Below are 24,764 nucleotides of genomic sequence, written 5' to 3' on the forward strand. Positions count from 1 at the left end.
ATGGAACATGATCTGCTCCCCATCTTGGTCGTCGGCATGCTCTTCATCGGGCTACCCTGGGTGATCCTGCACTACATCACCAAGTGGAAGCAGGCGCCCAAGATCACCAACGAAGACGAAAAGCTGCTCGACGAACTCTACTCGCTCGCCCGCCGGCTCGAAGACCGGCTCGGCACCGTCGAGCGGATCGTCGCAGCGGATCACCCCGATTGGCGCGCTGGCATGCCGCTGGCCGAGCCGACCACCCCTTACGACCCTTCACGGAGGAACTGAAATGTCCGCCAGCCGCACCAAATTCTACCTCGACAAACAAAACAGCAAATGGCTGGGCGTTTGTTCCGGGATCGCCGATTACACCGGCATTGACACGACCTGGGTCCGCGTCGGCACCGTCCTGCTCACCTTCGCCACCAGCGGATGGACGTTGCTCGCCTACATCGTCATCGCCTGCGTCGCCGAGAAGAAGCCGGTCGGCCTCTACGACAGCGCCGAGGATGCGAAGTTCTGGCAGGGCGTGCGCACCAATCCAACGCGCTCGACCGCCGAGGTCCGCTCGAAGTTCCGCGACATCGACCGTCGGCTTGCCGATATCGAGACGCTCTACACCAGCCGCAACAGCCGCCTCGCCGACGAGATCGACAGCCTGCGCTGATCGGGTCCGGGCGTAACAGGGAAGGAATACCATCATGGGAAGTGGACAAATTTTCGTCCTGGCGATCATCGGAATGTCGACGGTCGGTTGGGTCATCACCACCTGGGTCCGGGCGCGCCACGGCTACCCGCTCGAGAATGAATGGAGCGGCACGGCAACCCGCACCGACCCGAGCGCGGATCGCAAGATCGAGCTGCTGAGCAACGAAAATGAGAAGCTGCTCGGCCAGCTCGGCCGCCTGGAGGAACGCCTCGCCGTCCTCGAACGCATCGCCACTGATCCTGCCGAACGTGTCGCCCGCGACATCGACGCGCTGCGCTGAGCGGCATTCAAAGGAGCCAGCCGATGTTGAACGGTTTTACGATTTTCATGCTCGTCTTTGTCGTCGTCGGCGTCCCCGTAATCGGCGGGCTGTGGCACCAAACCTACAAAATCGGGCTGAAGCATAAGGAAAAAATGGCGAACGCGCTGAGCGCGCAAACCGCCGAAAAGGCCGCGCAATATGCGGCGCAGACCGAACGGCTTGAACAGCGCGTCCGCGTGCTGGAACGCATCATCACCGACCGCGGCGTCGATCTCGCAACCGAGATCGAAAGCCTGCGCGACACACCGCTCAACTAACCCAACCCTTCTTCCCCGAGGATATCATGATCGTATTTTTCATCGTGCTCGCCGTCATCACGGCGGGGGGTGTCTGGGCGACCGAAAGCGTCGACCGCCCGCGTCGTCGTCGCCTTCGCGAAGCCACCGCACCCCTGCTCTGACCTCCTAACCCCACACAACAGGGAGTTACTGACATGAACCCATTTGAAATGGTCGTTGCGATCATCGTCGTCGTCACGATCGGACGCGTGCTCCAGGCGCGCTACGGCGTAGTCCGCACCAAGCGTGGCGAGAGCTTCGCTTTCCGCGACGACGGCGCGGCGCAAGCCGAGAATGAGCGGCTCCGCGATGAGCTGAAGGCGATGAAGGACCGGCTCGCCGTCCTCGAACGCCTCGCCACCGACAATAATGACAGCGGCGCCCGCCTCGATCGCGAGATCGAGAAGCTCCGCGACCGCCCATAACCATGTCCCCCTTTTCAGGAGTAGGGATGATGACTGACCCGACCTTCTATGTGACCATGGCCGCCGCCGGCCTGGTTGGCCTGTCGATGCTGACCTTCGCCACGCTCACCGGCTGGCGCGGCTGGCTCGCGTTCAAGCAGCAGGAACTGCACGCCTTCGGCGAACCCGATCGCGGCACGGCGCTTCCCAATGCCGGCGCCCGGATCGAAATCGCCGACCTCAAGGAACGCATCCGCAAGCTCGAGGCGATCGCGGCGGGGGTGGATCTTTGATCCCAGCCGGGGACCACCCCGGCGAAGGCCGGGGCCCAGTTGCGAAGCTGCCGACGAAAAAGTCCAGCACGCGATGACCAACCGCTCGAAACTGGGCACGGCCTTCGCCGGGGTGGAGTAGAAGTTGGTGACGCGGCTGCCGCGACGCCGCTATAGCCCTCCCATGCAAACCCTGACCGACATCGAATCCGAATACAGCTTCCTCGAAGCTGACGACCGTTACCGTCTGCTGATCGATCTGGGCCGTGAGCTCGAAGACATGCCCGCCCCGCTCAAAACCGATACCACATTAGTGCGGGGCTGCTCCGCCTCGGTGTGGGTCTATCCCACGGCCAAGGAGGATGGCACGCTCCACTTCCTTGCCGATTCGAACGCGGCGATCACCAAGGGGATCATCGCTTTGGTGCTGCGCACGGTGCAGGATCAGCCACCTGCCACAATCCTCGCCACCGACATCCCCGGCGCGCTCGGCCCGTTCGACCTGAGCAAGCAATTGAGCTCCAACCGCACGCAAGGCATCCCCAATATGATCGCGCTGATCCGCGACACCGCAGCGCGCTACGTTTAGGCTTGGGTGCTGTCCTACACAGCCAATCCGTGTCAGGCTGACATTTCGATTTTTCAGCGCTCTTTGACAGTCCCGACACCTGCGAACGGCCCGCAATGCGCGGTGGGTACGACGCGCTTATCCCTAACTTTAGCCTAAACTTCCGCCGCCGCGCGCGCCACAGCGCCACGCAGGCCAAGCCCGTCGACGATCTCGGCCACGTCCGACTGCGCCGCAACCAACAGCCATTCGCCCGGCTTCGCGCCGTTCACGACCGTGACCGCGCCCTTGGGACACACGCCCAGGCATTTCACCTCGACGATGACGAGCGCGCCCTTACGGCCCTTGCGAAGGCCAAGGTCGTGCCGCAACGCCTTCGCGAGCGAGGTCTTACCCTTCGTCCCGAACCCGCCGCCCAGCTTTTTCGAACATTTCTTGCAGATGAGGATCGTGTTGGCCCAGTCGGAGCGAACCGTCCTCAAACCGGCTTCCAGTTTCGCGCATCCTCGGCGGCCTTGAGCACGTCGTAAGCGGCCTGGATCGCGAGAAAACGCGCAGCCGCTTCCGCGTCGCCGGGCCTGATATCGGGATGGTTCGATTTCGCCAGCCGCCGCCACGCCATCCGCACCGTCTCGAAATCGGCATCGACCTCGAGTTCGAGCAAATCGAGCGCGCGCAGCTCGTCGCGCGACCGCGACCCGTCGCCGGGGCCGGCCCATTGGTGGTGGCGCGATTCGGTATAGCCCTCGGCGGTCTGCGTCTCGGCGCGTTCGCGCTCGGCCGCTTCCTCGGCGCTCAGGCCTTCGAAGTAATTCCAACCGCGATTATATTCGCCGGCATGTTCCTGGCAGAAATACCAGCGTTCGGGGCTGTTGGGGGATTTGGGTGCCGGGCAATCGCCCTTAGCGGTGCAGCCATGCCGGTCGCACAGCCGCACCGTCGCCGCCTCCGTGCTGGCTTCGCCATAAGCGCGCCAGCGGGGAAAGCCCCAGTCGACAGATCGTGAAGAGGAACGCGCCATAGCCCGCCATCTAAGCATCGAAGTGCGATAGCGCCATGACGCTTTTGCGACAGACCAAAGAAAACGCCAGAGGGTCTGTAAGCCGGGTTCTGTCCACCCTCCGGAGAAGGTTAGGCGACCATTCCTCTAGGACGACGTTTGCACGCCGCCTCAAGCAATCAACCCGGGCGACGAGCTGAAACGAAGCCCATATGCCGCCCCTATTCGATCTTGCTCCCGGTGGGGTTTGCCATGCCGCCCCTGTTACCAGGCGCGCGGTGCGCTCTTGCCGCACCCTTTCACCCTTGCCTGTTCCCCATACGACTTGCGTCGAAGGGGACATCGGCGGTCTGCTCTCTGTGGCACTTTCCCTGGGGTCACCCCCGCCGGGCGTTACCCGGCACCGTCGTTCCGCGGAGCCCGGACTTTCCTCGCGGTGCTTGCGCACCCCGCGGCCGCCCGACCCTCTGGCAAACCCGCTTTAGTCGTCGCCTGTAGGCTTTGGCAACAGCAAGGCCAGCAGGATACTGCGGCACTCGCCGTCGATCACGCCGTCGATCAGTTCGGGGCGGAAGCGGCGCTGGAAGGCGACGATCGCGGCAAGCTTGTCCGAAACGTCATAGCCAAAGCGTTCGAGCGCGATCAGGAAGCCGGCGTCGCTCCACATCGGGTCCATCAATTTCTGCGTCGGGCGCGGCAGAGCGAGGCGGACCTTGGCAAGGCGGCTCCACGGGAACAGCTCGCCCGGATCCTGCTTGCGCGTTGGCGCGATGTCGGAATGACCCACCACATTGCCGCGCGTAATGCCGTACCGCTCCTTGATCCCGGCGAGCAGCGGGATCAGCGCGTCGATCTGTTCCTCCAGGAACGGGCGATAGCCGAATTCATGGCCGGGATTGACGATCTCGATCCCGATGCTCGCCGAATTGACGTCCTCGATCCCACGCCAGCGCGACTTTCCGGCGTGCCAGGCGCGTTTCTCCTCGGCCACCATCCGCAAGACCTGGCCGTCCTCGGCAATCAGATAATGCGCCGAGACCTTGGCGGCGGGGTCGCGCAGCCGGTCGATCGCGGCTTCAGCCGTCTGCATGCCGGTATAATGCAGCACGACGATCGAGACAGGCAGCAGCCGCTCGTCGAAATTGGGCGAGGGCGTGTCGATAATGGTCATGGGCAGTCCCCGCGATAGCCGAGCGCCAGCTTAGGGTCCAAACCGATGCCGCCGTCAAGGAACCCCGTGCGCTGGCTCGTAAAGGCCGCGATAGCGCGGGCTCGGGCGAAATGCGTCGGTCTGGCCGATCACCGTCTCGCCTGCCCCCAGCACCAGAACGCCGCCCGGCCTGATCACCGTGGCGAATCGTTCGAACACCTTCAGCCGCAGCTCGGCATTCAGATAGAGCAGGACGTTGCGGCACAAGATCACGTCGAACCGCCCGATCGGCAGCGGATCGCTGATCAGGTTCATCCGTCGAAACGCGATTCGGCGGACGAGTTCGGGATTGGCGACCCATTCATTCCCCTCGGTTTCGAACCAGCGCACCATGCGGCGCACCGGGAGCCCGCGTTGAATCTCGAATTGCGAATAGCGCCCCGAACGGGCTCGGGTGAGTGCGATCTCGGAGACGTCGGTCGCGACAATCTCGGGCGGCTGCGTGTCGCGGCCGATCTCCCGTTCGCCAAACAACATCGCCAGCGACAGCGGTTCCTGCCCGAACGAACATCCTGCGGACCAGATTCGCGGGCGGCGGTGGGGATGATCGGTACGCATCGCCTCGACCGCGTCGGCGACCATGTCGAGCACGGCGGCGTCGCGAAAGAACGAGCTTTCCTGGTTGAGCAAGGCATCCGCCACCTGGTCGCCAATGTCGGGCGATCGCAGCGCCGCGCTGGCCAGCGCTTCGATCGTGTCGAACTTGAGGTCGCGCAACAACGGCTTCAACGCGGTTTCCAAACGCCATTCGCGATTCGCCGCCAGTTGCTGCCCGGTGCGGGATTCGAGGATTGCCGTCAGGATGCCCATCGCCCCCTTTGCCGAGGCGCGGGGGGAAGGTTGGCGGGGGACGAAGGTGTCGGCGCGCGGCTCGATCATGCCGGACGCCGCCGCGCAGCGGTGAGACGCCCGATCTCGACGGGGGTCAGCACCGCGCTGGCGATACCGGCGCCAGCGATTGCGCCGGGCATGCCCCACACCACCGAACTTGCCTGGTCCTGCACGACGACCGTACTGCCGCGATCGATCAAACTCCGCGCGCCCTCGCACCCGTCGCGCCCCATACCGCTGAGCACGATGCCGAGTGCGCGGCTGCCATAGGTTTCGGCGACACTCTCGAACATCGGATCGACCGAAGGCATGCAGCCGCTTTTGCTCGGTTCGTGCGACAAACGGACGGCGGTCGCATCACCGGTGCTGACGATCCGCATATGCGCATTGCCGGGCGCGACGATCACGCGGCCGGGCCGAATCCGCATACAATCGGTCGCGACATCGCAGGGCCGGTTGGACAGCAGCGCCACCTGCGCCGCGAAATACGGCATGAACGATTCGGGCAAATGCTGGGTGATGACGATCGGCACCGGAAACGCCGTCGGCAATTCGCGCAACAAGACACTCAACGCGTGGATACCCCCGGTCGACGCCCCAATCGCGACGACATCGAAACCGTGGCCGGCGGTGACCGGTAGGTCCGGCGCGCGCCGCTGGGCCGGCAGCTCTGCTGGCAGCTCGACGGCAAGCAAGCGCGCCAGCTTCTCGACCAGTTCAACCGAAAAGCGCCCAGCGAAATCGCCGACATCGGGCTTCACCAGCGTATCGGCCGCACCCAGCGCCAGCGCCTTGATCGTTGCCGCGGCGCCATCGCTGGCGGAGGACGACACGATTAAGACCTTCGCCCCCCGCCCTGCGGCGATCAGGTCGGGCAAAGCGACCAAGCCGGTGACACCTGGCATTTGGATGTCGAGCATGATTCCCTCGACACGGGTGTGGCGCAGGAAATCGAGCGCGGCGGCGGCGCTCGAGACCGCACCGGCCACCACGAAACGTCCGCGCTGTTCGACGGCGCGTGCGATCACCGCCCGCGCGACCGCCGAATCATCGACGATCAACACGCGCGGTGGCGCATCGCCGCCAGCGAACCGTTCTTGACTGGGGGCGGTCTGGATGGGCATCGTATTCGGCCGTTTCAGGCCATGCCGACGATCTGAAGTTTGCTTTCCAACGTCTCGCGATCGAAGGGCTTCATGACATATTCGTCAGCCCCCGCCTCGATCGCGGCCCGGATATGCGCCATGCCATTCTCGGTCGTGCAGAACACGACCTTCGGGCGCGTTGGAATGCTGCTGTCGCGGAGCGCACGCAGGAAATCCATGCCGCTCATTACCGGCATGTTCCAGTCGAGCAGGATGACATCGGGCGCGGAGGCCAAGCACGAATCCAGCGCCTCGCGCCCATCACAGGCTTCGCTGACCTGAAAATTGAGCGTTTCCAGAATGTGACGCGCGACCTTGCGGATCACTTTTGAATCATCGACGACGAGACAGGTCTTCATGAAGTCACCCTGAGTAAGCACGCTTGCGAACACCCTTGCCCTAAAGGGGTAAGCGTCCCGTTAATCTGCGAAGATTCAGGCGGCGATTGCGGCGACGCCGGGGATCAGCGCATCGAGCGCAATCGCCAGGATCGGCTCGCCATCTCGCTCGACCAGCCCGCGTCCGATCGTGCGCCACCCCTTGTCGAGCACGATCCCCGCCGACACCGGTGCCAAATCAAACGGTGCCACATCATCGAGCGCGTCGACCAACACTGCATAATGATGACCCTCGACAATCGTAATGACCGCCCGCGTCGCCTCGACGGAACCCGCATCGAGACCGAGGGCGGCACGGGTATCGATCACGGTCACGACCCGGCTGCGCAAGGCCGCAAGCCCACGCACGTGCCGCTCGGAACGCGGCACCGGCACGATCGTGCCGATATCGACGACGGATTCGACTTGGCCCGATTCGATCGCCACGGTCCGTCCGGCAATTTGCGCGATCAGGAACAACGCCATTATCGACCTCCCGCCGACCGTGCGACCGCGGCCAGGAGGCCCGACCGGTCGTATCGGAAAATGCTGCTCTCATCCCCTTCCGCCTCGCGGCGCAGGCGAACAACCGCGGCGGACCCGACCGGTGTGGCGACATCCCCGTCCATCCTGACCACGACCTGCGCGCTTTCGCCAGCGCGAAGGGCCGAAGTCACGCGATATCCGGCCCCTTCGAGGACCGGCCGCAGGAATGTCGTCATCCAGGCCGATTCGGTGCCATCAAGCAGGCATAACGGCGCGCCGAGGTCGGATCCGCCCTGCGCATGATGCGCGAAAATCCAATGAAGATCGACGACCTCGACCTGCTCACCCTCGATCGCTACCACGCCTGCGATCGGGCCAGCTTCGCGCGCGGCAACGATCGCATCGGGCAGTTCGACGATGTCGAGCGCCTCGCCGATCGCGTAACCGATCTCGAGCCCGCCATCGCGCAGCCGCAAGACGGAAACCGAGGTCTTTGCCGCCCAGTCACCCAAAGCGACGAGTGGAATGATCGCATCATCGACCGACAATCGAAGCTGACCCGCAGAAAAGCGAATGGCGCTGGTCGACACCGGTTCGACGCGATCGATCACCGACAGCGGTACAATCCGGCGCGTGCCATCAAGGTCATCAAACAAGAGTGCCTGAACACCCGGCGTTCGCGTTTCGACCACAAAATCGTCGGTCGGAGATTCACGTCGGAATTCCAGCCCGGCGACATGCGCGATCCCGGCACAATCGAGCATCAACATCGGCAGACCACTGTCGGGCAGCGTCTGCCCGGCATAGACGCCCGTTGCCATAATCGCAGGCGCGGCGGGCTTTATCACCAATTCCTCATGATCGAGCACGGTATCGACCGCCAGCGCGTAGCTGCCGCCCGACACCCCGACGATCACGAGCATCGCCGGTTCGCTGGGTTCAAAACCGAGCATCGCGCCAAGGTCGATCAAGGGCATCCGGCGGTCTCGAACCGTCGCGGTGAGCGTATCGCCGATCCGGTCAATCCGGATCGCCTCGCCGCCGACGCGCACGATCTCTTCAATCGCCTGACGGGAAATCGCAAAGCGCTGATCGCGCACGCCGATCCCGATCGTCGCCATGATCGATAGCGTCAGCGGCACATGGATCGCGATCCGCAGGCCCTTACCCGGCGTGTTGTACAATTCGATGCGCCCGCCAATCTGTTCGACATTGGCCCGAACGACATCCATCCCGACGCCCCGACCAGAGATGGCGGTAACGGTGTCCTTGGTCGATAATCCCGGCTCGAACACCAGTTCGAGCCTGGCCTGCTCCCCGAGCCCGCGAAGCTCAGCCTCACCGCGAATCCCGCTGCTGGCGATCTTGGCGACGAGCCGGTCGATATCGATTCCCTGCCCGTCATCGCTGATCTCGATGATGATCTGATTGCCCGATTGGCGCGCCGCGACGTTCAGCCAGCCATTTTCCCGCTTGCCAGCCATCCGACGCAAGGCCGGTGCCTCGATCCCGTGATCGATCGCGTTGCGGATGATGTGGACCAGTGGATCGCGCATCATCTCGATCATCTCGCGGTCGAGCTCGACGTCGCTACCCTCGATATGGAGCGTCACCGATTTGCCGAGTTCGGCCGCCGTATCGCGCACCATGCGGGGGAGTGCCGAGAACAGCGCATCAATCTTTTGCATGCGCGTCCGGGTCACGGTGTCGCGCATCTCGGCGACCGTCAATGACAGCCGTTCGAGCGCTGCCTCGACGCTCGGGTTCGCCCCATCGTCGCGCATCCGGCGTGCGAGTTCGTTGCGCGCGAGGACCATGTCCGACATGCCGCTCATCATCCGGTCGAGCAGATCGACGTTAAGGCGCACGCTACGGCTTGGCGTGCGCAGCGTTGGGGCGGCCGCGACAACGACCGCTTCGGCCCCGGCATCGAGCGCGGCGATGAGCAGATCTTCGCCAGAATCCGCGAGCGCATGACCCGAATCGATCGCCTCGACGATCTCGCCGATCCGGTCGACAATCGCCAACACCGCATTGACGAGCTTTGTATCGGGGCTACGCTCCCCCGAGCGCACTGCGGCAAGCACATCCTCTGCGGCGTGACTCATCCGTGCGAGTCGCGGCAGATCAAGAAACCCGCAGCTTCCCTTTACGGTGTGGACAAAGCGGAAGATCGCATCGAGCCGATCGCGATCGTCGGGCGCGGATTCCCACGCGACGATCTCGCCCGAGAGCGCTTCGAGCGTCTCGCGCGTCTCGGCGATGAATTCCTGTAGCAGATCGTCCATGAGCCCCCGCGGAACAGTAGGGACTTGCATGGGCGGGAAGTGGTTAAGGAGCGGTTTATCGAGCCCCGCTCAGGCGACTTTAAACGCCGCGCCGAATAACAAGACAGCTTCGTCCGGATCGGACACCTGGACGATGCCGCCGCCCTCCTGAACGAGCGCGTGGACCAGATAGGCCGCCGCCGCGCGCGGGGTGATGACCGCTTCGCCATGAGTACCGGTCAGTGCCGCGCGCATTTCGGCGTCGAGCACGATTCGCGGGCCATCCGCGCGCACGACGATCTCGACTTGGCCATCGACGCTCTCCGCACCGACATCAAGCTGCCCGCCACGCACCAGCGCATCGCCCGCGATCAGCGCGAGATTGAGCAGCACCTTGATCGCGGGCTTGGGCAATGTCGCATCCTCGACCAGCCAGCCAAGCTTGACCTTGTGCCCATCGCCGAACAGCCCCTCGATCGCGGCGCGTGCCTCGCGCGCATCGACCGTCTCGCCGAATCCGCCCGCGGCACCAAAGGCAAGCCGGAAGAATTTGAGTTTGTTGGCCGAAGCCTTGGCGCTGTCGCTGAGCAGTTCGAGGCACCGCGCCCGCATTTCGGGGTCGTGTTCGTCGGTGAGCAATTCGAGCCCGTTGTTGAGCGCGCCCACCGGGCTGAGCAGATCGTGGCACAGCCGCGAACACAGCAGGCTAGCAAAATCGACGGGAGTCATCGTCATCGGGTCTTTGGCTTTCGGGTCAAAACGTGTCGCTCTTCTGACGATGCAGGCGCAGTGACGCAACCCACAGCGCAGCGACGCGACTCATAGTTCCACAATCTCGTGCCGGACCGCGACGAAGCGGCCCTCGACCGGGCCGTTTTCGGCTGCGCGGTAAAAGCTTGCGTCACGCCCGGCCATGATCAGCCAGATTGAATCATCCGGCGTGGCAGCCGCCGCATCGCGCGCCGACGGAATCGCCGCGCCGCAGGGGTGTGAATGATAGCAGCCGACAATCGCTGGGCCGCCGGCACGCGCGGCTTTGTGCGCAGCGATCAGCGGCACTGGGTCGATTTCAAACGCACAGCGTGGATCCGGTGCGACATTGCGACAGCGTGAGAAGTCGAGAATGCGGGTCGGCGACCCGAACAGCAAGCCGCACACCTCACGGTCCGGGGTCTTTTCCGCCTCGTTTAGCAGTCTCGCTAGTAGAGTGCTTGAAATCTCCAACGCCATGCCCAGATTCTAGCGCATGAACCGGGGGAGTGCCACTATCGAAGCCCGCGTCGCCGACGACGTGCCAGGCTTGCGTCTCGACCGGGCGCTGGCGGACGCCTTGCCCGAGGTTTCGCGGGAGCGTTTGAAGGCGCTGATCGCCGGCGGCGCGGTGACCGATCCGCAGGGCAAGCTTGCCAGCGATCCCTCCGGCAAAGCGATTCCCGGCGCGATCTATCGCGTCACCTTTCCACCCGCCGCACCCTCCGAAAACGCAGCGCAAGATATCGCCCTGAACGTCGTGTTCGAAGACGAATATCTGATCGTGATCGACAAGCAGGCCGGGCTCGTCGTGCATCCCGCCGCTGGCAACGCCGACGGCACGCTGGTCAACGCGCTGCTGCACCATTGCGCGGGCAATCTGTCGGGCATCGGCGGCGTCGCGCGGCCCGGGATCGTCCACCGTATCGACAAGGACACCTCCGGGCTGATGGTCGCAGCGAAGACCGATCGCGCGCATGAGGGGCTCGCCCGACAATTTCACGACCACACCATCGACCGGCGTTACAAGGCGATCGTGTCAGGACGCCCTGCCCCGCCCGCTGGAACGATCGATGCGCCGCTCGCGCGGTCGCCATCCAACCGCAAGAAGATCGCGATCGTCCCCGGCGGAAAGCGCGCGGTCACGCATTACAGCACGATCGAGCGGCTGCGTGAGGGCGCGCTGGTCGAATGTCGACTCGAGACCGGTCGCACGCATCAAGTCCGCGTTCATATGGCCTCGCTCGGACACCCCTTGCTCGGCGACCCGGTGTACGGTAGAACAAAGCAAGGCCATAAGGCAGTTTTGGAAACCTTGGGTTTCCGCCGTCAGGCGTTGCACGCCGCCCGGCTTGGGTTCATTCATCCGGTAAGAAGTACCGCTTTGTCATTCGATAGCGAAATGCCTTCGGACATGCAGGAACTGTTCGATACACTCTATAGTTAGACTACCGGGCGGGTGTATCCTATTCTGGAGCAACCGCCGCATAAAGGGAGACACACCATGGCAGCCCGCAGCAACGTCCCCGCGACGATCCCCGCCCTTGGCGGCGAGGCAAGCCTCAATCGCTATCTGAGCGAGATCAAGAAATTCCCGCTGCTCGCGCCCGAGCAGGAATATATGCTCGCAAAACGGTTCGAGGAACATGGCGATACCGATGCCGCGGCCCAGCTCGTCACCTCACATCTCCGCCTCGTGGCGAAGATTGCGATGGGCTATCGCGGCTATGGCTTGCCGGTCAGCGAGCTGATTTCCGAGGGCAATATCGGCCTGATGCAGGGCGTAAAGAAGTTCGAGGCCGATCGCGGCTTCCGACTTGCGACCTATGCGATGTGGTGGATTCGCGCCTCGATCCAGGAATTCATCCTGCGCTCGTGGAGCCTCGTGAAGATGGGCACCACCGCTGCGCAGAAGAAGCTGTTCTTCAACCTGCGCCGGATGAAGTCGAAGCTTGATGCGTTCGAGGACGGCGATCTGTCGCCGGAGCATCTCGCCAAGATCGCCAAGGACCTCGGCGTGACCGAGGCCGAAGTGACCAGCATGAACCGCCGCATGGCGATGGGCGGCGACACGTCGCTCAACGTGCCGATGCGCGAGGATGGCGAAGGCCAGTGGCAGGATTGGTTGCAGGACGATGCGCCGCTGCAGGACACCGTCGTCGCCGAAGCGCAGGAAGCCGATGTCCGGCACGAGATGCTGACCTCGGCGATGAGCGATCTCAACGAGCGCGAGAAGTTCATCCTGACCGAACGCCGCCTGACCGACGAGCCCAAGACGCTCGAAGAGCTTTCGCAGGTTTACGGCGTAAGCCGCGAGCGCGTGCGCCAGATCGAGGTGCGGGCCTTTGAGAAATTGCAAAAGGCGATGATGCGGCTTGCCGGTGACAAACGGATGCTAGTCGCCGCCTGATTCGCCTGGGGCCGGTCGTAAAGTGGACAGTGCCGACCGGCTCCTCCTAGAAGACGGTATGAGCGACCTGATGCCGTCCCCCGCCCTGCCCAGTCCGCGTGACCAGCGGGCGTCGCCAAGACGCGGCATCGTCCGGCGACTCAACGCTTGGATCGTGCGGCTCGTGCTGGGTTTCGTGCTGCTCTCGGTCCTTATGGTCGTGATCTACCGCTTCGTGCCGCCACCGGTCACGCTGACGATGATTGGCGATGCGATCGGCGGGCACGGGATCGACAAATCCTGGCGGCCCTTGTCCCAGATCGACCCCAATATGGCGCGGGCCGCGATTGCGGGCGAAGATTCGCGGTTCTGCACGCATCACGGGTTCGATCTGAAGGCGATCGAGACCGCCTATAGCCGCAATGCGCGCGGCGGGCGTATCCGCGGTGGATCGACGATCAGCCAGCAGACCGCCAAGAACGTCTTCTTGATTCAGGGCGGCGGTTATGTCCGCAAGGCGCTCGAAGCGTATTTCACCGTGCTGATCGAGGCGATTTGGGGAAAACGCCGGATCATGGAGGTGTATCTCAACGTCGCCGAGACCGGCATCGGCACCTACGGCGTCGAGGCCGGCGCGCAGCGTTATTTCGGTCATGACGCCGGGCAATTGTCGCCGCAGGAGGCCGGGCGGATCGCTGCGATCCTGCCGCTCCCGAAGAAGCGCGCCGCAGTGGCCCCGCGCGGCTTCACTCGCCGTCACGGCAACGCCATCACCCGCCGGGTCGGCGTCGTCCGCAACGACGGGCTGGATGGGTGCCTGCGCTAGCGCTTATTTGGTTGCGTCGTCCGCAGCTTTGGAGGCGCTGTCGCCGACCTTCTTTGCACTATCGCCGACATCCTTGGCGGCACTCGTCACCGCGTCGGTCCGCAGATTGTCGTTCTGGCTCTTGTTGAAGAGAAAGAACGCGCCGACCGCGACCGCGATCAGCAACGCGAGGCCGATCAGGATCGTCCCGCCGCTGCCGCGACGTTCGATGACGGTGGTGTGCGGCGTGTCGGTGACCTTGTCTGGCATGCTATCCTCCTGTTTTGACTGGAGACGATAACTTGCGCAGCGGTGAAACGTTCCGCTGGGGGGATCCGCTCGGAGCGCGCGACGTGGCAAAGCCACGTCGTCGGACGGGCAAATGCCCGCCGGCCGAGCTTGCGCGAGTCGAGCGGGCGTAGCCGCTCGCCGCGCTGCGCTCAAAACGGCAATTTGAACCCCGGCGGCAACGGAATGCCGCTCGTCATCTTCGCCATTTCCGCACCCGAAGCCGCATCGGCCTTCGCCTTGGCGTCGTTAAAAGCAGCGACGACCAGATCCTCGATCATCTGCTTCTCGCTTGGCTGGAGCAGCGATTCGTCGATCTCGATGCCGATGATCCGGCCCTTGGCCGACGCACGCACCTTGACGAGGCCACCGCCCGCGGCACCTTCGACCTCGATCTTGTCGAGCCCATCCTGCGCCTTGGTCAATTCGGCCTGGACGTTTTGCGCCATCGCCATAATCTCTTCGATGCTCTTCATACGCTCTTACTCCGCTGTTTCATCAAACTCTCGATCTCGCTGTCGGCGATCTCCGCCTCCGGGAACACATCAAGCGCCGCTCGGACCATCGGACTCGCCATGATTTCGGCCTTGAACGATTCATACTGCGCCGCATCGAGCTCGCGCAGCGTTGCTGCACCCGGCGTGTCGGCAGTGGTGATCTTCCAGTTACGCGCCGTGGCGCTCTTCAGCGCCCCCGCAAGTTCGCCGATCAGATCGGACGGTAACGGCCGCGCCGAGCTTAGCACGAGATCGGTCCCGCTGAGACTGACGAGGCTGGCATGATGCCGAACGCGCAGCGACAGGCCGATATTCCGGGTCCGCTCAAGCAAGTCGATGATCTCCGAGATCGATGCAGGCAAGGCCGCCTCGGCCGAAGCACCCGCCGGCGCCGCCACCGGTGCCACGGGCGCGGAGATCGCCATCGGCGCACCATTCTGGATCATCCGCGCCAGCTCGCCCGGATCCGGCAAGGTCGAGGCATGGACCAGCCGCAACAGCGCCATCTCGCACGCCTCGATCGGCATCGCCGCGCGGCCGACCTCTTCATGCCCCTTGAGCAGCAATTGCCACAGCCGGTGGAGCGCGGCGAAGGACAGCGACGCGGCCCAGCCCTGCAGCGCCTCGCGCTCCTCGGTCGCTTGCCCCGGCTCAACCGCCGCGCCGAGCTTGACCAGCGTGGTCGCGTGGACCGTCTCAAGCAGCCCGCGCAGCACGCCGAGCGGATCGACGCCGAGATCATATTGCCGCCGCAGCGCCGCGAGCGCCCCGATGCCGTCGCCGCCGAGCAGCAGCGTCATCAAATCGCGGATCGCACCACGATCGGACAGACCGAGCATGTCGCGCACGGCGGCGGCACTCACCGCGCCGCCGTCCATATCGGCATGCGCGATCGCCTGATCGAGGATCGACAGACCGTCGCGCGCCGACCCTTCCGCCGCGCGCGCGATCAGTCCGAGCGCCTCGGGCTCGGCGCTCACACCCTCAGCGTCGAGCACGCGAGCGAAGTGATCCGCGAGCTTTTCCGCCGGAATACGGCGCAAATCGAAGCGCTGGCAGCGCGACAGCACCGTCACCGGCACCTTGTTCACTTCGGTCGTGGCGAGCACGAACTTCACGCCCTCGGCCGGTTCCTCGAGCGTCTTCAACAGCGCGTTGAACGCGTTCTTGGACAGCATATGGACTTCGTCGATGATGTAGATCTTGTAGCGCGCGACGAACGCGGTCATCCGCGAGGCATCGATCACCGCGCGCATGTCATCGACGCCGGTATGGCTCGCGGCGTCCATCTCGATCACGTCGATATGGCGGCCCTCGGCGATGCCGACGCATGGCTCGCAACGCCCGCACGGATCGATCGTCGGCCCGCCCTGCCCGTCCGGCCCGATGCAGTTGAGCGCCTTGGCGAGCAAGCGCGCGGTCGAGGTCTTGCCGACGCCGCGCACACCGGTGAGCAGAAAGGCATGCGCGAGCCGCCCGCGGCGGATCGCATTGCCGAGCGTGGTGACCATCGCATCCTGGCCGATGAGTTCGGCAAAGGTCTGCGGGCGGTATTTGCGGGCGAGGACGCGGTAGGCTTCGCTCTTCGGCGGCGCGGGGGGTTCGCCCAAGTCAAAGCCGGGGGTGTCGTCGGCTGGGCCGCCAAGGAGATCGGAGGAGTCGGACATTGCGCCCTATCTAGGGGCAGCGGGGGGGATTGTCGAAGGGTTGGTTTTGGCGGGCGGGCGTGTGCGTGGGACCGGCGTTAAAGTCGCAAAAGTTACGGTATCCCGCGTTTTTCGGGGAATGCTCGATGCGCGGAAGTTTAGGCTAAGGTTAGGGATAAACGCGGTTGCTTTGGCTATTGCGTGCGCAACGGCGCACGCCGTGGCTCCGCGCGTCCAGCTGGTTTTGGCGACAACGATGGGAAAGAGCAGCCGCGAGTTTGGCAGATCGCGCGGTTGTAGGACATATGTGTCGGTTTGGGGTGGGAGCCGGAATGGCCGCTTTGGAGCGACTGTTTGCAGTAAGCCGACATTTTTCTTCGCGCCTTGGCAGGTCAGCTACACGCCCTCTAATCGAGATCAGTCGCGATTGATTTCAAACGAGCCGATACTGGTCGTTCGCTCAACTCCCGTGTCAGTGCGGCCCACATCGCCTTGACCGTATCACGTTTTCCGGTTGAGCAACCAAGGCGGGCAATTTTGACGGTCATGAGTTCCGCGGCGCTGAGGGACCGGCGAAGCCGACGTTCCTGATAGCCGATGAAGTGGCCGGGTTTCATTCGACTGCCCGACGGAATGGAAACGCGTCGTCGCCGTGCGCCAGCATCTCATATTGTGTCGCCATTTCGACGTGGATTTGCCGAATACCCGCGTCGGTTGCCTTGTCGGCGAGCGAGCGCGCTTGGGAGGCGCGAACAGCATAATATGGACCTTTACGATCTTCCTGCATTGGAATTCTCCTGCCCGAAGCGGGAGCTTTGCAGACGCTCTCAGTCACCGACTCGCCATGCCAGTCTCGATGATACCAAAGTATAACATATATTAGGGGACAGAGTCTCTCGCTAGATCAAAAGCTTTCCCTACAGGGAAACGCCCGATCTTTGCCGGCCAGTCGCGCCGAGAAGCGTTTGCTCGGCGAACGGCAGATTTCCTGAAATTGAAGCGACCCGGCAAAGCCGGGTCGTCGGACGGGCTTTGCCCGCCGGCCGCGCTTGCCTGCGTGGCGAGGCGCAGCCTCGCTCTCGCTGGCTGCGCGGTGGGAGCCGGAACGACCCGGGGCGAAATCGTTGTGGCTGCTGCCTTCCGGCCCTGACCAGGTTGGCGACGACCCCGTCCGCCCGACTCCCACGGCGCATATGGCGGGGTCGGGCGGCGGGATCAAGGGCTGCTTAGCGGCGAACCGTGCGGCAGGTGCGGATGCGGCGGTGATGGCGATACTTTACCGTGCAGACGCGGCGGGTGTGCGGGCGATAGCCATCGCGCACGGTGTGGACGGTCCGCGTGCGCTCAACCACGCGACCGTGGCGCTCGGCCATTTGAGCGCTGGCGCTGGCGGGAAGCATCGCGGCGGCGGCGATCAGGCCGGCGGACAACAGGGCTGCGAGTTTCATGCGATCATCTCCTGAACATTGCCCCAAAACCCATTTTCGGCGGCACCGGAGCGAAATGTTCAGCGGCCCTGCATGTTCCGTACTTCGCCCGGAATTCGCACCGTCAGCCCGTCGAGCGCTTGCGTCAGCAGAATCTGGCACGCGAGGCGCGAGGTGCGCGTGGCGCCGGCGGCGAGATCGAGCATGTCCTCCTCATCCTCGCTCGGCGGCGGGAGACGCGCGAAATCCTCGGCCGCGACGATGACGTGGCAGGTCGAGCACGCCATTTGCCCCTCGCACGTACCCTCGAGCGGCTGGCCGTCGGCTTGCGCGACTTCGAGCAAGCGGTCGCCAGGATTGGCCGCGACGGTGCGCACCGCGCCGTCCAGTCCGATGAAGCGCACCTCGATCATGCCGCGCGGTCTCCTATCGTCTGTTGCGCGTCGGCGGCGGCGATGATGCGGTCGATCGCCTCGGCCAATTCGGCTTCGGTGGTGTAGCGCCCGAAGCCGAGCCGGATGCTGGAGCGCGCCTGTGCCTCGCTGAGGCCCAGCGCGCGGAGCACGTGGCTGGAGCGGCCCGAGCCGCTCGCGCAGGCCGAGCCTGCGGAAAAGGCGATGTCGCGGAGGTCGGACATCAGGCGCGCGACGTCTAGGCCGTCGTGGCGGATGTTGAGGTTGCCGTAGTAGCGGTGCTGGGTGGAGCCGTTGATGTTCCATCCTCCCCTCCTTGGACGAGCGTCAGGAGAACCATGCCCCGCATGGTTCAGGTCATCCCGGTGGGATGACCGACCTGACGCTGGGGCGGGTTGGTATGGGGAGAGGGTAGACGCCGCCTCTGGCCGACCCACCCTCAGCCCCTCCCTTCCAGGGAGGGGAGGCGTCAAGCCCAACCGCTCGGTCGCGATAACCCAAAGGCGTTCGATATGCACCGCGTCAGCCTCGCGCCGTTCCGCCATCAGGGCCGCCGCGCGACCGAAGCCGGCGCACAAAGCGGGCGAGAGCGTGCCCGAGCGCCCGCCTTCCTGATCGCCGCCGTGGAGCAGCGGCTCCAGCGTCACGCCGTCGCGGATCCACAACGCACCGATGCCCTTGGGGCCGTATATCTTGTGTGCGGAGAGCGCGATCAGGTCGCAGCCTTCGGGGATGGGCACGCGCCCGTACCCCTGCACCGCATCGCACAGGAACAGCGCCCCGACCCGGTGCGCCGCTTCGGCCAGTTCGGTGATCGGCTGAACGACGCCGATCTCGTTATTGACCAGCATCGCGGCAACCAGCCCGGTGCCCGGCTGGATCGCCGGATTCGCCGCAGCGAGATCAACAACGCCATCGACATCGACCGCCAAGACCGTGGCCGATCGCCCGTGCCGCGCTTCAGCATCGACGGCATCGAGCACGGCGGCATGCTCGCTCGCGAGCGTCACCATCTCGCCAGTCGTGCCCTTGATCGCCCAGTTGAGCGACTCGGTCGCGCCGCTGGTGAAGACGACACGCCCGCCCGGTGGCAACACGGCCGCGACCTGATCGCGCGCGAATTCGACCGCCGCTTTTGCCTTGCGCCCCGCGGCATGCGCCGAGTGCGGGTTGGCGTGCTGGTCGCGCAGCCATGGCAACATCGCATCGAGCGCCTCGGGCGCGAGCGGGGTGGTCGCCTGATAATCGAGGTAGATCATGCCGCGAACGCCCGCGCCGCGCGCGAGATCGCGCGCCATTCCTTGATGAAGCGATCGACATCGGCCGCGCTGGTCGAGCGACCGAAACTGACGCGGACGACTTCGCGTGAGGCTTCCACGCTCCAGCCCATCGCGCCCAGCACATGGCTCGGCTTCATGCTGCCAGAGGAACACGCGCTGCCGGCCGAGACCGCGATCCCGGCCATGTCGAAGCGGATCAACTGCGTCGCGGCGCCCAGGCCGGGCATGCGGTACGACCCGATCGCCGGGTGGCGCGGCGCGGCGGGCGCGACAATCTGCCCGCCCGAACGGGTGATCGCGTCGTCGAGTGTCGCACGAAGCAGGGACATCGCGGCGACATCCTCCGGCGCGGCCAGCGCTGCGGCGAAACCAAGTGCGCCGGGAAGATTCTCGGTCCCGCTCCGATAGCCGCGTTCTTGCCCGCCAGTCGGGCTGAGCGTCGCCACGTCGCGCACCAGCAATGCGCCAACCCCCGGCGGCCCGCCGCGCTTGTGCGCGGAGATCGCGATGAAATCGGCGTGGTGCGCCACGTCCGCATCGGCCCCCGGCGGCATTTGCGCGGCATCGACCAGCAACAGGCCGCCTGCGGCATGGACGATCCCGGCGATCGCGGCGATCGGCTGGCGCACGCCGGTTTCGCTGTTGCACCATTGCGCCGCGAGGAGCGTCGGCTGCCCGGCGAGCACGCGCTGCAAGTTCGCGGAATCGATCAGGCCATCGGTGCCGACGCGGAGCACATCGGCCGTAGGGGCCGCGCGAATCACCGCATCATGCTCGACCGCCGAGATCAGCCGCCGTGCCGCCACACCGCGCCCGAGCGCGATCGCCAGCGCCTCGCTCGCACCGCTGGTCAGGATCGTCTCGCCGCTCCAGCCATAAGCGGAAGCGATCCGCGCCCGCGCCGCCTCCAGCGCCGCGCGCGCGGCGCGGCCTTCGGCATGCGGCGAGGACGGGTTCGCCCAGTGCGTCATCGCCTCCGCCGCCGCCGCCATCGCCCCGGGCAGAATCGGCGTGGTGGCGGCGTGATCGAGATAAAGCCGGGAAGCGGGGTGGTCGGTCAAAAGGCGGTCGGTTCCGAAGTGATTGCGAAGGGGAGCGTTGTGCTTATATAGCGCGCAACTTCCCGCGCCCAAATATCTTGGGCTGCGCGCCCCTTTTTTAGTCAGCAGGTCCGATGCCAGAAGTCATTTTCCCCGGCCCCGACGGCCGTCTCGAAGGCCGTTTCATCCCCGCCCCGCGCCCGCGCGCGCCGGTCGCGATGATCCTCCACCCGCACCCGCAAGCCGGCGGCACGATGAACAATCACATCGTGCTGGAACTGTACAAGACCTTCCAGCGGCGTGGCTTCGCCGTGCTGCGCTTCAATTTCCGCGGCGTCGGCAAGAGCCAGGGGACGTTCGACAATGGCGTGGGCGAGCTCTCCGACGCGGCGAGCGCGCTCGACTGGGTGCAGAGCTTCCACCCCGAGGCCTCGACCACCTGGATCGCGGGAGTCAGCTTCGGCGCGTGGATCGGAATGCAACTTCTGATGCGCCGCCCGGAAATTCGCGGCTTCATCTCGGTCGCGCCGCCCGCCAACATGTACGACTTCACCTTTCTGGCCCCCTGCCCGGCGAGCGGCATCATCATCCAGGCCGAGAATGACGAAGTCTCGCCGCCGCTCGCGACGCAGAAGCTGGTCGACAAGCTGCGCACGCAAAAGCACATCACGATCCACCACGACACGATCCCCAAGGCGAACCATTTCTTTGAGCATGAAATGCCGCAGTTGATGGGGTCGGTGGACAAGTATCTGGACATGCGGCTCGATCCGAATTCACCGATTCGCTAGAAGACGTCGATATTGAGGAGGGTAGCGATGGACGTTCAAGCTGCTGTTGCAAAAGCAAAAAGCTATGTAACTCAGATTTTTGGCCCGGAAGGTGCGACCAATATCGGGCTGGAAGAGGTACGTTTCGACGATGAGAAATCGATTTGGAATGTAACGATCGGCTTCACGCGGCCATGGGACAATCCGTCAAGGTCTCCTCTCCTTCCAATTGCAGATAAGCGTACCTACAAGGCGGTCGAGATAGACGATGGCGGCAATGTATTGGCCGTACGAAATCGTCACGCAACCGAGTTTTAATGTCGCACCGTGTCATTATAGACACAAATCTGCTTTGCCTTTTGGCGGTGGGCAGAGTCGGTGTAGATTGGATTGCGCGTCATAAGCGTTTACAAGCCTATAACGCCCTTGATTACGAATTGCTCGCTCAAGTGCTTGGCGGATTTACACACTGGGTGACGACTCCTCATATCCTCGCAGAAACATCAAACCTAATTCGACAGACTTCGAACCCTTTGGCGAGTTTGGCCAGCGTATCGTTAGCTGAACTGATCTTGCAATCCGATGAACTGGCCGTTTCTGGTGTAACGGTCGTCAAAATACCCGAATATGTCCGGCTTGGTGTTACGGACGCTGCAATCCTTGCCTTGCTTGCCGACGGGTGTAGCCTGGTAAGTGTGGACTTTGATCTCTATATCGCAAGCGTTGCGGCAGGCCATAGCGCCATAAATTTCAATCATTTGCGAGAGGATGCCGGACTCCTGTAGTAGTTCCAGCATGTGTAAGCCCTCACATCGTCCAGATCAGCACATTCCCGACCAGCACCGCCGCCATCACCAGCATCAGCACGCCCTTGCGCGCGTTCTGGCGCTTGGCGATCAGCGTGCCGCCGCCGAGGAGGCAGGCGAAGGCCGCGAGCATCGCGATGGCGGGGGCGAGCGATTCGAGCGTGGTCATGGGGGGTTACTAACCATTCCTCCCCGGTACGGGGAGGGGGACCGTTCGGCTCCTTCGGCCGAATGGTGGAGGGGCAGTTGCGGGTGACGGCGTTTGGGGCTGCCCCTCCACCGTTCGCTGAATGCTCACGGTCCCCCTCCCCCGTTGGGGGAGGAGTTAAGAGATGCCCGCCAGCACCCGCCCGTACGCCGCCAAATCGACGTTCCCGCCCGACAGCAGCACCAGCATCCCAGCCTCGACCTTTACCCGCCCCGCCAGCAGCGCCGCCAGCGCGACCGCGCCACCGGGTTCGACCACCAGCCGCAATCGCTCTGCCGCCCAGCGTTGCGCTGTGCGAATCTGCGCTTCGCTCACCGCCACACCCGTCGCGCCACGGCGCGAGAGGACATGGAAGGTCAGCTCCGACACGCGCTTGGTCTGCAAGGCATCGCAGGCGGTCGGCGGTGGCGAAGCGCCGACTTCCTCGATCCAGCCGGCCTCGAGCGAGCGGCGCATGTCGTCCCAGCCTTCGGGCTCCGCCACCGTGATGCCCGCATCGGGTAAGGCCAGCGCCAGACCAGCGGCCAGGCCACCGCCACCGCATGGCACGACCACGCGAGTCGGCGCGCCGAGGCCGACCGCCTGCATCTGCGCCGCCGCTTCGATCCCGGCACTCCCCTGCCCCTCAATCACCCACGGGTCGTCAAAGCTCGGCACCAACACTGCGCCCCGCGCCGCCGCGAGGGCTGCTGCGATCTTCTCGCGACTCTCCGTCGCGCGGTCATAGGTCACCACCTCCGCCCCGAGCGCGAGCGTGCCCTCGCGCTTCGCTTTGGGGGCATCGGAGGGCATGACGATCAGCGCGGGCATGGCGAGCCGCTTCGCCGCCCACGCGACTCCTTGGGCGTGATTGCCCGATGAGAAAGCGACGACGCCTTTGCTGCGCAAATCGGATTCAATGGCGGTGAGCCGATGCCATGCCCCGCGCAGTTTGAACGCGCCCATCGGCTGCAAGCATTCAGCCTTGAAAGCGACCTTAACCCCTTCGATTTCCACCACGAATAAGGGCGACGGCGGGACGATCGCGGTGACCTTTGCGGCGGCATCGCGCACCCCGGCGCGGGTCGGCTGTCTTAAAATTGTCACGCATTATCTCCGGGGGTCTAAAACCGCTTTACAATAGAAAAGCGCGACCGTATTGCGCCCATCCGCTGCCCCATGGGACTTCCAACCGCAAGGCAGTGTTTCGTGAACTTGTCTGCGGACATTGGAGGTCCCTTGAATTGCACAATCTACATCGCGCGCTGGGGTTAGCGACCACCCCTTCGACTACCACTTCGGTATTCGACATCGCTAAGCAGCGGCCGGTTCAGCCGGTCACGCTGGTTCGTCCGCATGCGGCATCGCGTGCGGCCCGGTTCTTCGTCGAGAAGTTCCCGGGCCGCTCGATGTATGCGGTGAAGGCGAACCCGTCTCCCGCCCTCCTGCAGATTCTGTGGGGCAGCGGAATCACGCATTACGACGTCGCCTCGATTGCCGAGGTGCGGCTGGTGGCGACCACGCTGCCCGACGCGACCTTGTGCTTCATGCACCCGGTCAAGGCAGCGGAGTCGATCGCTTCGGCCTATTTCGACTATGGCGTGCGGACGTTCTCGCTCGACAGCGTGGAAGAGCTGGAGAAGATCGTCCGGGCGACCAACCATGCCGAGGATTTGACGCTGTGCGTCCGTCTCCGCGTATCGTCGGAACATTCCAAGCTGAGCCTCGCGTCGAAGTTCGGCGCGGCCCCGGGCGAGACCAAGGAACTGCTGTTCCGTGCGCGCCAGGCGGCGGATGCGCTTGGCATCTGCTTCCATGTCGGCAGCCAGGCGATGACGCCCGAAGCCTATGCCAATGCGATGGAGCGTGTTCGCGCCGCCATCGTCGATGCGGCGGTGACGGTCGACGTGATCGATGTCGGCGGGGGTTTCCCCTCGACCTATCCCGGAATGGAACCGCCCCCGCTCGAACGTTATTTCGAGACGATCCACCGTGCGTTCGAATCGCTGCCGGTCAGCTATTCGTCCGAACTGTGGTGCGAGCCCGGTCGTGCGTTGTGCGCTGAATATAGCTCGATCGTGGTGCGCGTTGAGAAGCGCCGCGGCGATGAGCTGTTCATCAATGACGGTGCTTACGGCGCGTTGTTCGATGCAGCGCATATCGGCTGGCGCTTCCCGGTCGAATTGCTGCGGGAACCCGAGAGCCGGTCGAAGGACATGCCGTTCAGCTTCTACGGCCCGACCTGCGATGACATGGACCATATGGTGGGTCCGTTCTATCTGCCGGCGGACGTGCAGGCGGGCGACTATCTCGAGATCGGGATGCTCGGCGCGTATGGATCGGCGATGCGCACCGCGTTCAACGGCTTCGGATCGGACGAGACGGTGATCGTCGCGGATGAGCCGATGGCGTCGCTGTATGTCGGGGATGAGCGCGAAGTCGCTTCGAACGTCGTCACGCTGTAACACGGCAACACCACTATGGCCTTCTTCCTCCCCTCCCGCTTGCGGGAGGGGACCGAGGGGTGGGCCTGCGCTCTCCCCACACCATCCCTCGCGGTTCACGCGAGCCCACCCCCCTGCCCCCTCCCGCAAGCGGGAGGGGAGGAGAAG

At 64.4% G+C, this 24,764-nt stretch carries 34 protein-coding genes and 2 other RNA genes; 14 read left to right on the top strand and 22 right to left on the bottom strand.

Going from position 1 to position 24,764, the window contains the following annotated elements; genetic code table 11:
• The 7 genes from pspB (at window position 1) to IEV62_RS03900 (ending at window position 2,559) form a co-directional block, all read left to right on the top strand.
• On the top strand, window positions 1-273 hold the full coding sequence (gene pspB / locus IEV62_RS03870) for an envelope stress response membrane protein PspB (protein ID WP_188445545.1): 273 nt from the start codon (window positions 1-3) through the stop codon (window positions 271-273).
• A 1-nt stretch (window position 274) separates the two neighbouring features.
• Window positions 275-652, top strand: coding sequence for an envelope stress response membrane protein PspC (gene pspC / locus IEV62_RS03875; RefSeq protein ID WP_188445546.1), 378 nt, complete (start codon window positions 275-277; stop codon window positions 650-652).
• Between the two features lie 34 nt (window positions 653-686).
• Window positions 687-974, top strand: coding sequence for a hypothetical protein (locus IEV62_RS03880; protein WP_229732805.1), 288 nt, complete (start codon window positions 687-689; stop codon window positions 972-974).
• A 23-nt stretch (window positions 975-997) separates the two neighbouring features.
• Window positions 998-1,273: a hypothetical protein gene (locus IEV62_RS03885; protein WP_188445547.1), complete on the top strand. Its 276-nt coding sequence runs from the start codon at window positions 998-1,000 to the stop codon at window positions 1,271-1,273.
• Window positions 1,274-1,449: 176 nt separating this feature from the next.
• A complete protein-coding gene (locus IEV62_RS03890; protein ID WP_188445548.1) occupies window positions 1,450-1,719 on the top strand; it encodes an MreC domain-containing protein in 270 nt (89 codons plus the stop codon).
• A gap of 29 nt (window positions 1,720-1,748) precedes the next feature.
• A complete protein-coding gene (locus tag IEV62_RS03895) occupies window positions 1,749-1,991 on the top strand; it encodes a hypothetical protein (protein ID WP_188445613.1) in 243 nt (80 codons plus the stop codon).
• 163 nt (window positions 1,992-2,154) lie between these two features.
• Window positions 2,155-2,559, top strand: coding sequence for a SufE family protein (locus IEV62_RS03900; protein ID WP_188445549.1), 405 nt, complete (start codon window positions 2,155-2,157; stop codon window positions 2,557-2,559).
• A 134-nt stretch (window positions 2,560-2,693) separates the two neighbouring features.
• Here IEV62_RS03900 and IEV62_RS03905 read toward each other — a convergent pair whose 3' ends face one another.
• The 11 genes from IEV62_RS03905 to IEV62_RS03955 all read right to left on the bottom strand — a co-directional run bounded on the left by IEV62_RS03905 (window position 2,694) and on the right by IEV62_RS03955 (window position 11,084).
• A complete protein-coding gene (locus tag IEV62_RS03905) occupies window positions 2,694-3,020 on the bottom strand; it encodes a hypothetical protein (RefSeq protein ID WP_188445550.1) in 327 nt (108 codons plus the stop codon).
• Window positions 3,017-3,559, bottom strand: a complete 543-nt coding sequence (locus IEV62_RS03910; RefSeq protein WP_188445551.1) for a J domain-containing protein — start codon at window positions 3,557-3,559, stop codon at window positions 3,017-3,019. The genes IEV62_RS03905 and IEV62_RS03910 overlap by 4 nt, the downstream gene beginning before the upstream one ends.
• 62 nt (window positions 3,560-3,621) lie before the next feature.
• An RNA gene (gene rnpB, locus IEV62_RS03915) (RNase P RNA component class A) lies at window positions 3,622-4,009 on the bottom strand.
• Between the two features lie 10 nt (window positions 4,010-4,019).
• Window positions 4,020-4,709: an N-acetylmuramoyl-L-alanine amidase gene (locus IEV62_RS03920; protein WP_188445552.1), complete on the bottom strand. Its 690-nt coding sequence runs from the start codon at window positions 4,707-4,709 to the stop codon at window positions 4,020-4,022.
• Between the two features lie 54 nt (window positions 4,710-4,763).
• Window positions 4,764-5,558: a CheR family methyltransferase gene (locus IEV62_RS03925; RefSeq protein ID WP_188445614.1), complete on the bottom strand. Its 795-nt coding sequence runs from the start codon at window positions 5,556-5,558 to the stop codon at window positions 4,764-4,766.
• Window positions 5,559-5,623: 65 nt separating this feature from the next.
• The gene (locus IEV62_RS03930) at window positions 5,624-6,703 is read right to left on the bottom strand and encodes a chemotaxis protein CheB (RefSeq protein ID WP_188445553.1); all 1,080 of its coding nucleotides are present in this window, start codon (window positions 6,701-6,703) and stop codon (window positions 5,624-5,626) included.
• Window positions 6,704-6,717: 14 nt separating this feature from the next.
• Window positions 6,718-7,083 (bottom strand): response regulator, encoded by a 366-nt coding sequence (locus tag IEV62_RS03935; protein ID WP_188445554.1) that lies wholly within the window; start codon window positions 7,081-7,083, stop codon window positions 6,718-6,720.
• 75 nt (window positions 7,084-7,158) lie between these two features.
• On the bottom strand, window positions 7,159-7,587 hold the full coding sequence (locus tag IEV62_RS03940; RefSeq protein WP_188445555.1) for a chemotaxis protein CheW: 429 nt from the start codon (window positions 7,585-7,587) through the stop codon (window positions 7,159-7,161).
• Entirely contained in the window at window positions 7,587-9,875 is a 2,289-nt protein-coding gene (locus IEV62_RS03945) for a chemotaxis protein CheA (RefSeq protein WP_188445556.1), read from the bottom strand. Before IEV62_RS03945 ends, IEV62_RS03940 begins: the two co-directional genes overlap by 1 nt.
• 69 nt (window positions 9,876-9,944) lie before the next feature.
• On the bottom strand, window positions 9,945-10,589 hold the full coding sequence (locus IEV62_RS03950) for a histidine phosphotransferase family protein (protein WP_188445557.1): 645 nt from the start codon (window positions 10,587-10,589) through the stop codon (window positions 9,945-9,947).
• 84 nt (window positions 10,590-10,673) lie between these two features.
• Window positions 10,674-11,084 (bottom strand): M67 family metallopeptidase, encoded by a 411-nt coding sequence (locus tag IEV62_RS03955; RefSeq protein WP_188445558.1) that lies wholly within the window; start codon window positions 11,082-11,084, stop codon window positions 10,674-10,676.
• 16 nt (window positions 11,085-11,100) lie between these two features.
• On the opposite strand from IEV62_RS03955, the gene IEV62_RS03960 reads away from it, so the two are divergent.
• The 3 genes from IEV62_RS03960 (at window position 11,101) to mtgA (ending at window position 13,819) form a co-directional block, all read left to right on the top strand.
• Entirely contained in the window at window positions 11,101-12,051 is a 951-nt protein-coding gene (locus tag IEV62_RS03960) for an RluA family pseudouridine synthase (RefSeq protein ID WP_188445559.1), read from the top strand.
• A 57-nt stretch (window positions 12,052-12,108) separates the two neighbouring features.
• Window positions 12,109-13,014: an RNA polymerase sigma factor RpoH gene (gene rpoH / locus IEV62_RS03965; RefSeq protein ID WP_188445560.1), complete on the top strand. Its 906-nt coding sequence runs from the start codon at window positions 12,109-12,111 to the stop codon at window positions 13,012-13,014.
• 70 nt (window positions 13,015-13,084) lie between these two features.
• Window positions 13,085-13,819, top strand: coding sequence for a monofunctional biosynthetic peptidoglycan transglycosylase (gene mtgA, locus IEV62_RS03970; protein WP_188445561.1), 735 nt, complete (start codon window positions 13,085-13,087; stop codon window positions 13,817-13,819).
• Between the two features lie 3 nt (window positions 13,820-13,822).
• Here mtgA and IEV62_RS03975 read toward each other — a convergent pair whose 3' ends face one another.
• From IEV62_RS03975 to IEV62_RS04015, 9 genes are all read right to left on the bottom strand, one after another.
• Window positions 13,823-14,068, bottom strand: a complete 246-nt coding sequence (locus IEV62_RS03975) for a hypothetical protein (RefSeq protein ID WP_188445562.1) — start codon at window positions 14,066-14,068, stop codon at window positions 13,823-13,825.
• Between the two features lie 170 nt (window positions 14,069-14,238).
• On the bottom strand, window positions 14,239-14,562 hold the full coding sequence (locus IEV62_RS03980; protein WP_176495800.1) for a YbaB/EbfC family nucleoid-associated protein: 324 nt from the start codon (window positions 14,560-14,562) through the stop codon (window positions 14,239-14,241).
• Entirely contained in the window at window positions 14,559-16,250 is a 1,692-nt protein-coding gene (locus IEV62_RS03985; RefSeq protein WP_188445563.1) for a DNA polymerase III subunit gamma/tau, read from the bottom strand. Before IEV62_RS03985 ends, IEV62_RS03980 begins: the two co-directional genes overlap by 4 nt.
• 592 nt (window positions 16,251-16,842) lie before the next feature.
• Window positions 16,843-17,016 (bottom strand): hypothetical protein, encoded by a 174-nt coding sequence (locus IEV62_RS03990; protein ID WP_188445564.1) that lies wholly within the window; start codon window positions 17,014-17,016, stop codon window positions 16,843-16,845.
• A 303-nt stretch (window positions 17,017-17,319) separates the two neighbouring features.
• Window positions 17,320-17,415, bottom strand: an RNA gene (gene ffs, locus IEV62_RS03995) — signal recognition particle sRNA small type.
• 40 nt (window positions 17,416-17,455) lie between these two features.
• Window positions 17,456-17,677: a hypothetical protein gene (locus IEV62_RS04000; protein ID WP_188445565.1), complete on the bottom strand. Its 222-nt coding sequence runs from the start codon at window positions 17,675-17,677 to the stop codon at window positions 17,456-17,458.
• Between the two features lie 59 nt (window positions 17,678-17,736).
• Window positions 17,737-18,069 carry a 2Fe-2S iron-sulfur cluster-binding protein gene (locus tag IEV62_RS04005; RefSeq protein ID WP_188445566.1) on the bottom strand — a complete coding sequence of 111 codons (333 nt, stop codon included), beginning with the start codon at window positions 18,067-18,069 and terminating at the stop codon, window positions 17,737-17,739.
• Entirely contained in the window at window positions 18,066-19,328 is a 1,263-nt protein-coding gene (locus tag IEV62_RS04010; protein ID WP_229732812.1) for a cysteine desulfurase family protein, read from the bottom strand. The genes IEV62_RS04005 and IEV62_RS04010 overlap by 4 nt, the downstream gene beginning before the upstream one ends.
• Window positions 19,325-20,341, bottom strand: coding sequence for a cysteine desulfurase family protein (locus tag IEV62_RS04015; protein ID WP_229732813.1), 1,017 nt, complete (start codon window positions 20,339-20,341; stop codon window positions 19,325-19,327). The genes IEV62_RS04010 and IEV62_RS04015 overlap by 4 nt, the downstream gene beginning before the upstream one ends.
• A 182-nt stretch (window positions 20,342-20,523) precedes the next feature.
• Between IEV62_RS04015 and IEV62_RS04020 the strand changes: the two genes are divergently transcribed.
• Genes IEV62_RS04020 through IEV62_RS04030 form a run of 3 tightly spaced genes read left to right on the top strand, consistent with a single transcriptional unit; the run spans window position 20,524 to window position 21,944 of the window.
• Window positions 20,524-21,180, top strand: coding sequence for an alpha/beta hydrolase (locus tag IEV62_RS04020; protein ID WP_188445569.1), 657 nt, complete (start codon window positions 20,524-20,526; stop codon window positions 21,178-21,180).
• Between the two features lie 27 nt (window positions 21,181-21,207).
• Window positions 21,208-21,477 carry a hypothetical protein gene (locus tag IEV62_RS04025; protein ID WP_188445570.1) on the top strand — a complete coding sequence of 90 codons (270 nt, stop codon included), beginning with the start codon at window positions 21,208-21,210 and terminating at the stop codon, window positions 21,475-21,477.
• A complete protein-coding gene (locus IEV62_RS04030; protein WP_188445571.1) occupies window positions 21,477-21,944 on the top strand; it encodes a PIN domain-containing protein in 468 nt (155 codons plus the stop codon). The genes IEV62_RS04025 and IEV62_RS04030 overlap by 1 nt, the downstream gene beginning before the upstream one ends.
• Window positions 21,945-21,966: 22 nt before the next feature.
• On the opposite strand, the gene IEV62_RS04035 is transcribed toward IEV62_RS04030, so the two are convergent.
• Both IEV62_RS04035 and IEV62_RS04040 read right to left on the bottom strand, forming a co-directional pair.
• Entirely contained in the window at window positions 21,967-22,134 is a 168-nt protein-coding gene (locus IEV62_RS04035; protein ID WP_188445572.1) for a hypothetical protein, read from the bottom strand.
• A 156-nt stretch (window positions 22,135-22,290) separates the two neighbouring features.
• Complete coding sequence (locus tag IEV62_RS04040; protein ID WP_188445573.1) at window positions 22,291-23,259, bottom strand: threonine ammonia-lyase; 969 nt, start codon at window positions 23,257-23,259, stop codon at window positions 22,291-22,293.
• 137 nt (window positions 23,260-23,396) lie between these two features.
• Here IEV62_RS04040 and IEV62_RS04045 point away from each other — a divergent pair, with 137 nt between their 5' ends.
• Window positions 23,397-24,617: a type III PLP-dependent enzyme gene (locus IEV62_RS04045; protein ID WP_188445574.1), complete on the top strand. Its 1,221-nt coding sequence runs from the start codon at window positions 23,397-23,399 to the stop codon at window positions 24,615-24,617.
• The last annotated feature ends 147 nt before the right edge of the window (window positions 24,618-24,764 follow it).

The sequence above is a fragment of the Sphingomonas psychrolutea genome (assembly GCF_014636175.1).
Taxonomy (GTDB): Bacteria; Pseudomonadota; Alphaproteobacteria; order Sphingomonadales; family Sphingomonadaceae; genus Sphingomonas; species Sphingomonas psychrolutea.

Coding starts and splice junctions, on each gene's coding strand:
- IEV62_RS03880 (WP_229732805.1), top strand. CDS start 687: ATGGGAAGTGGACAAATTTTCGTCCTGGCGATCATCGGAATGTCGACG.
- IEV62_RS04010 (WP_229732812.1), bottom strand. CDS start 19,328: ATGATCTACCTCGATTATCAGGCGACCACCCCGCTCGCGCCCGAGGCG.
- IEV62_RS03885 (WP_188445547.1), top strand. CDS start 998: ATGTTGAACGGTTTTACGATTTTCATGCTCGTCTTTGTCGTCGTCGGC.
- rpoH (WP_188445560.1), top strand. CDS start 12,109: ATGGCAGCCCGCAGCAACGTCCCCGCGACGATCCCCGCCCTTGGCGGC.
- IEV62_RS03925 (WP_188445614.1), bottom strand. CDS start 5,558: ATGGGCATCCTGACGGCAATCCTCGAATCCCGCACCGGGCAGCAACTG.
- IEV62_RS04035 (WP_188445572.1), bottom strand. CDS start 22,134: ATGACCACGCTCGAATCGCTCGCCCCCGCCATCGCGATGCTCGCGGCC.
- IEV62_RS04005 (WP_188445566.1), bottom strand. CDS start 18,069: ATGATCGAGGTGCGCTTCATCGGACTGGACGGCGCGGTGCGCACCGTC.
- IEV62_RS03930 (WP_188445553.1), bottom strand. CDS start 6,703: ATGCCCATCCAGACCGCCCCCAGTCAAGAACGGTTCGCTGGCGGCGAT.
- IEV62_RS03910 (WP_188445551.1), bottom strand. CDS start 3,559: ATGGCGCGTTCCTCTTCACGATCTGTCGACTGGGGCTTTCCCCGCTGG.
- IEV62_RS04000 (WP_188445565.1), bottom strand. CDS start 17,677: ATGAAACTCGCAGCCCTGTTGTCCGCCGGCCTGATCGCCGCCGCCGCG.
- mtgA (WP_188445561.1), top strand. CDS start 13,085: ATGCCGTCCCCCGCCCTGCCCAGTCCGCGTGACCAGCGGGCGTCGCCA.
- IEV62_RS03975 (WP_188445562.1), bottom strand. CDS start 14,068: ATGCCAGACAAGGTCACCGACACGCCGCACACCACCGTCATCGAACGT.
- IEV62_RS03890 (WP_188445548.1), top strand. CDS start 1,450: ATGAACCCATTTGAAATGGTCGTTGCGATCATCGTCGTCGTCACGATC.
- IEV62_RS03920 (WP_188445552.1), bottom strand. CDS start 4,709: ATGACCATTATCGACACGCCCTCGCCCAATTTCGACGAGCGGCTGCTG.
- pspB (WP_188445545.1), top strand. CDS start 1: ATGGAACATGATCTGCTCCCCATCTTGGTCGTCGGCATGCTCTTCATC.
- IEV62_RS03980 (WP_176495800.1), bottom strand. CDS start 14,562: ATGAAGAGCATCGAAGAGATTATGGCGATGGCGCAAAACGTCCAGGCC.
- IEV62_RS04025 (WP_188445570.1), top strand. CDS start 21,208: ATGGACGTTCAAGCTGCTGTTGCAAAAGCAAAAAGCTATGTAACTCAG.
- IEV62_RS03945 (WP_188445556.1), bottom strand. CDS start 9,875: ATGGACGATCTGCTACAGGAATTCATCGCCGAGACGCGCGAGACGCTC.
- IEV62_RS03940 (WP_188445555.1), bottom strand. CDS start 7,587: ATGGCGTTGTTCCTGATCGCGCAAATTGCCGGACGGACCGTGGCGATC.
- IEV62_RS03960 (WP_188445559.1), top strand. CDS start 11,101: ATGAACCGGGGGAGTGCCACTATCGAAGCCCGCGTCGCCGACGACGTG.
- pspC (WP_188445546.1), top strand. CDS start 275: ATGTCCGCCAGCCGCACCAAATTCTACCTCGACAAACAAAACAGCAAA.
- IEV62_RS04015 (WP_229732813.1), bottom strand. CDS start 20,341: ATGGCGGCGGCGGCGGAGGCGATGACGCACTGGGCGAACCCGTCCTCG.
- IEV62_RS03990 (WP_188445564.1), bottom strand. CDS start 17,016: ATGCAGGAAGATCGTAAAGGTCCATATTATGCTGTTCGCGCCTCCCAA.
- IEV62_RS03900 (WP_188445549.1), top strand. CDS start 2,155: ATGCAAACCCTGACCGACATCGAATCCGAATACAGCTTCCTCGAAGCT.
- IEV62_RS04020 (WP_188445569.1), top strand. CDS start 20,524: ATGCCAGAAGTCATTTTCCCCGGCCCCGACGGCCGTCTCGAAGGCCGT.
- IEV62_RS04030 (WP_188445571.1), top strand. CDS start 21,477: ATGTCGCACCGTGTCATTATAGACACAAATCTGCTTTGCCTTTTGGCG.
- IEV62_RS03955 (WP_188445558.1), bottom strand. CDS start 11,084: ATGGCGTTGGAGATTTCAAGCACTCTACTAGCGAGACTGCTAAACGAG.
- IEV62_RS03950 (WP_188445557.1), bottom strand. CDS start 10,589: ATGACGATGACTCCCGTCGATTTTGCTAGCCTGCTGTGTTCGCGGCTG.
- IEV62_RS03935 (WP_188445554.1), bottom strand. CDS start 7,083: ATGAAGACCTGTCTCGTCGTCGATGATTCAAAAGTGATCCGCAAGGTC.
- IEV62_RS03895 (WP_188445613.1), top strand. CDS start 1,749: ATGACTGACCCGACCTTCTATGTGACCATGGCCGCCGCCGGCCTGGTT.
- IEV62_RS03985 (WP_188445563.1), bottom strand. CDS start 16,250: ATGTCCGACTCCTCCGATCTCCTTGGCGGCCCAGCCGACGACACCCCC.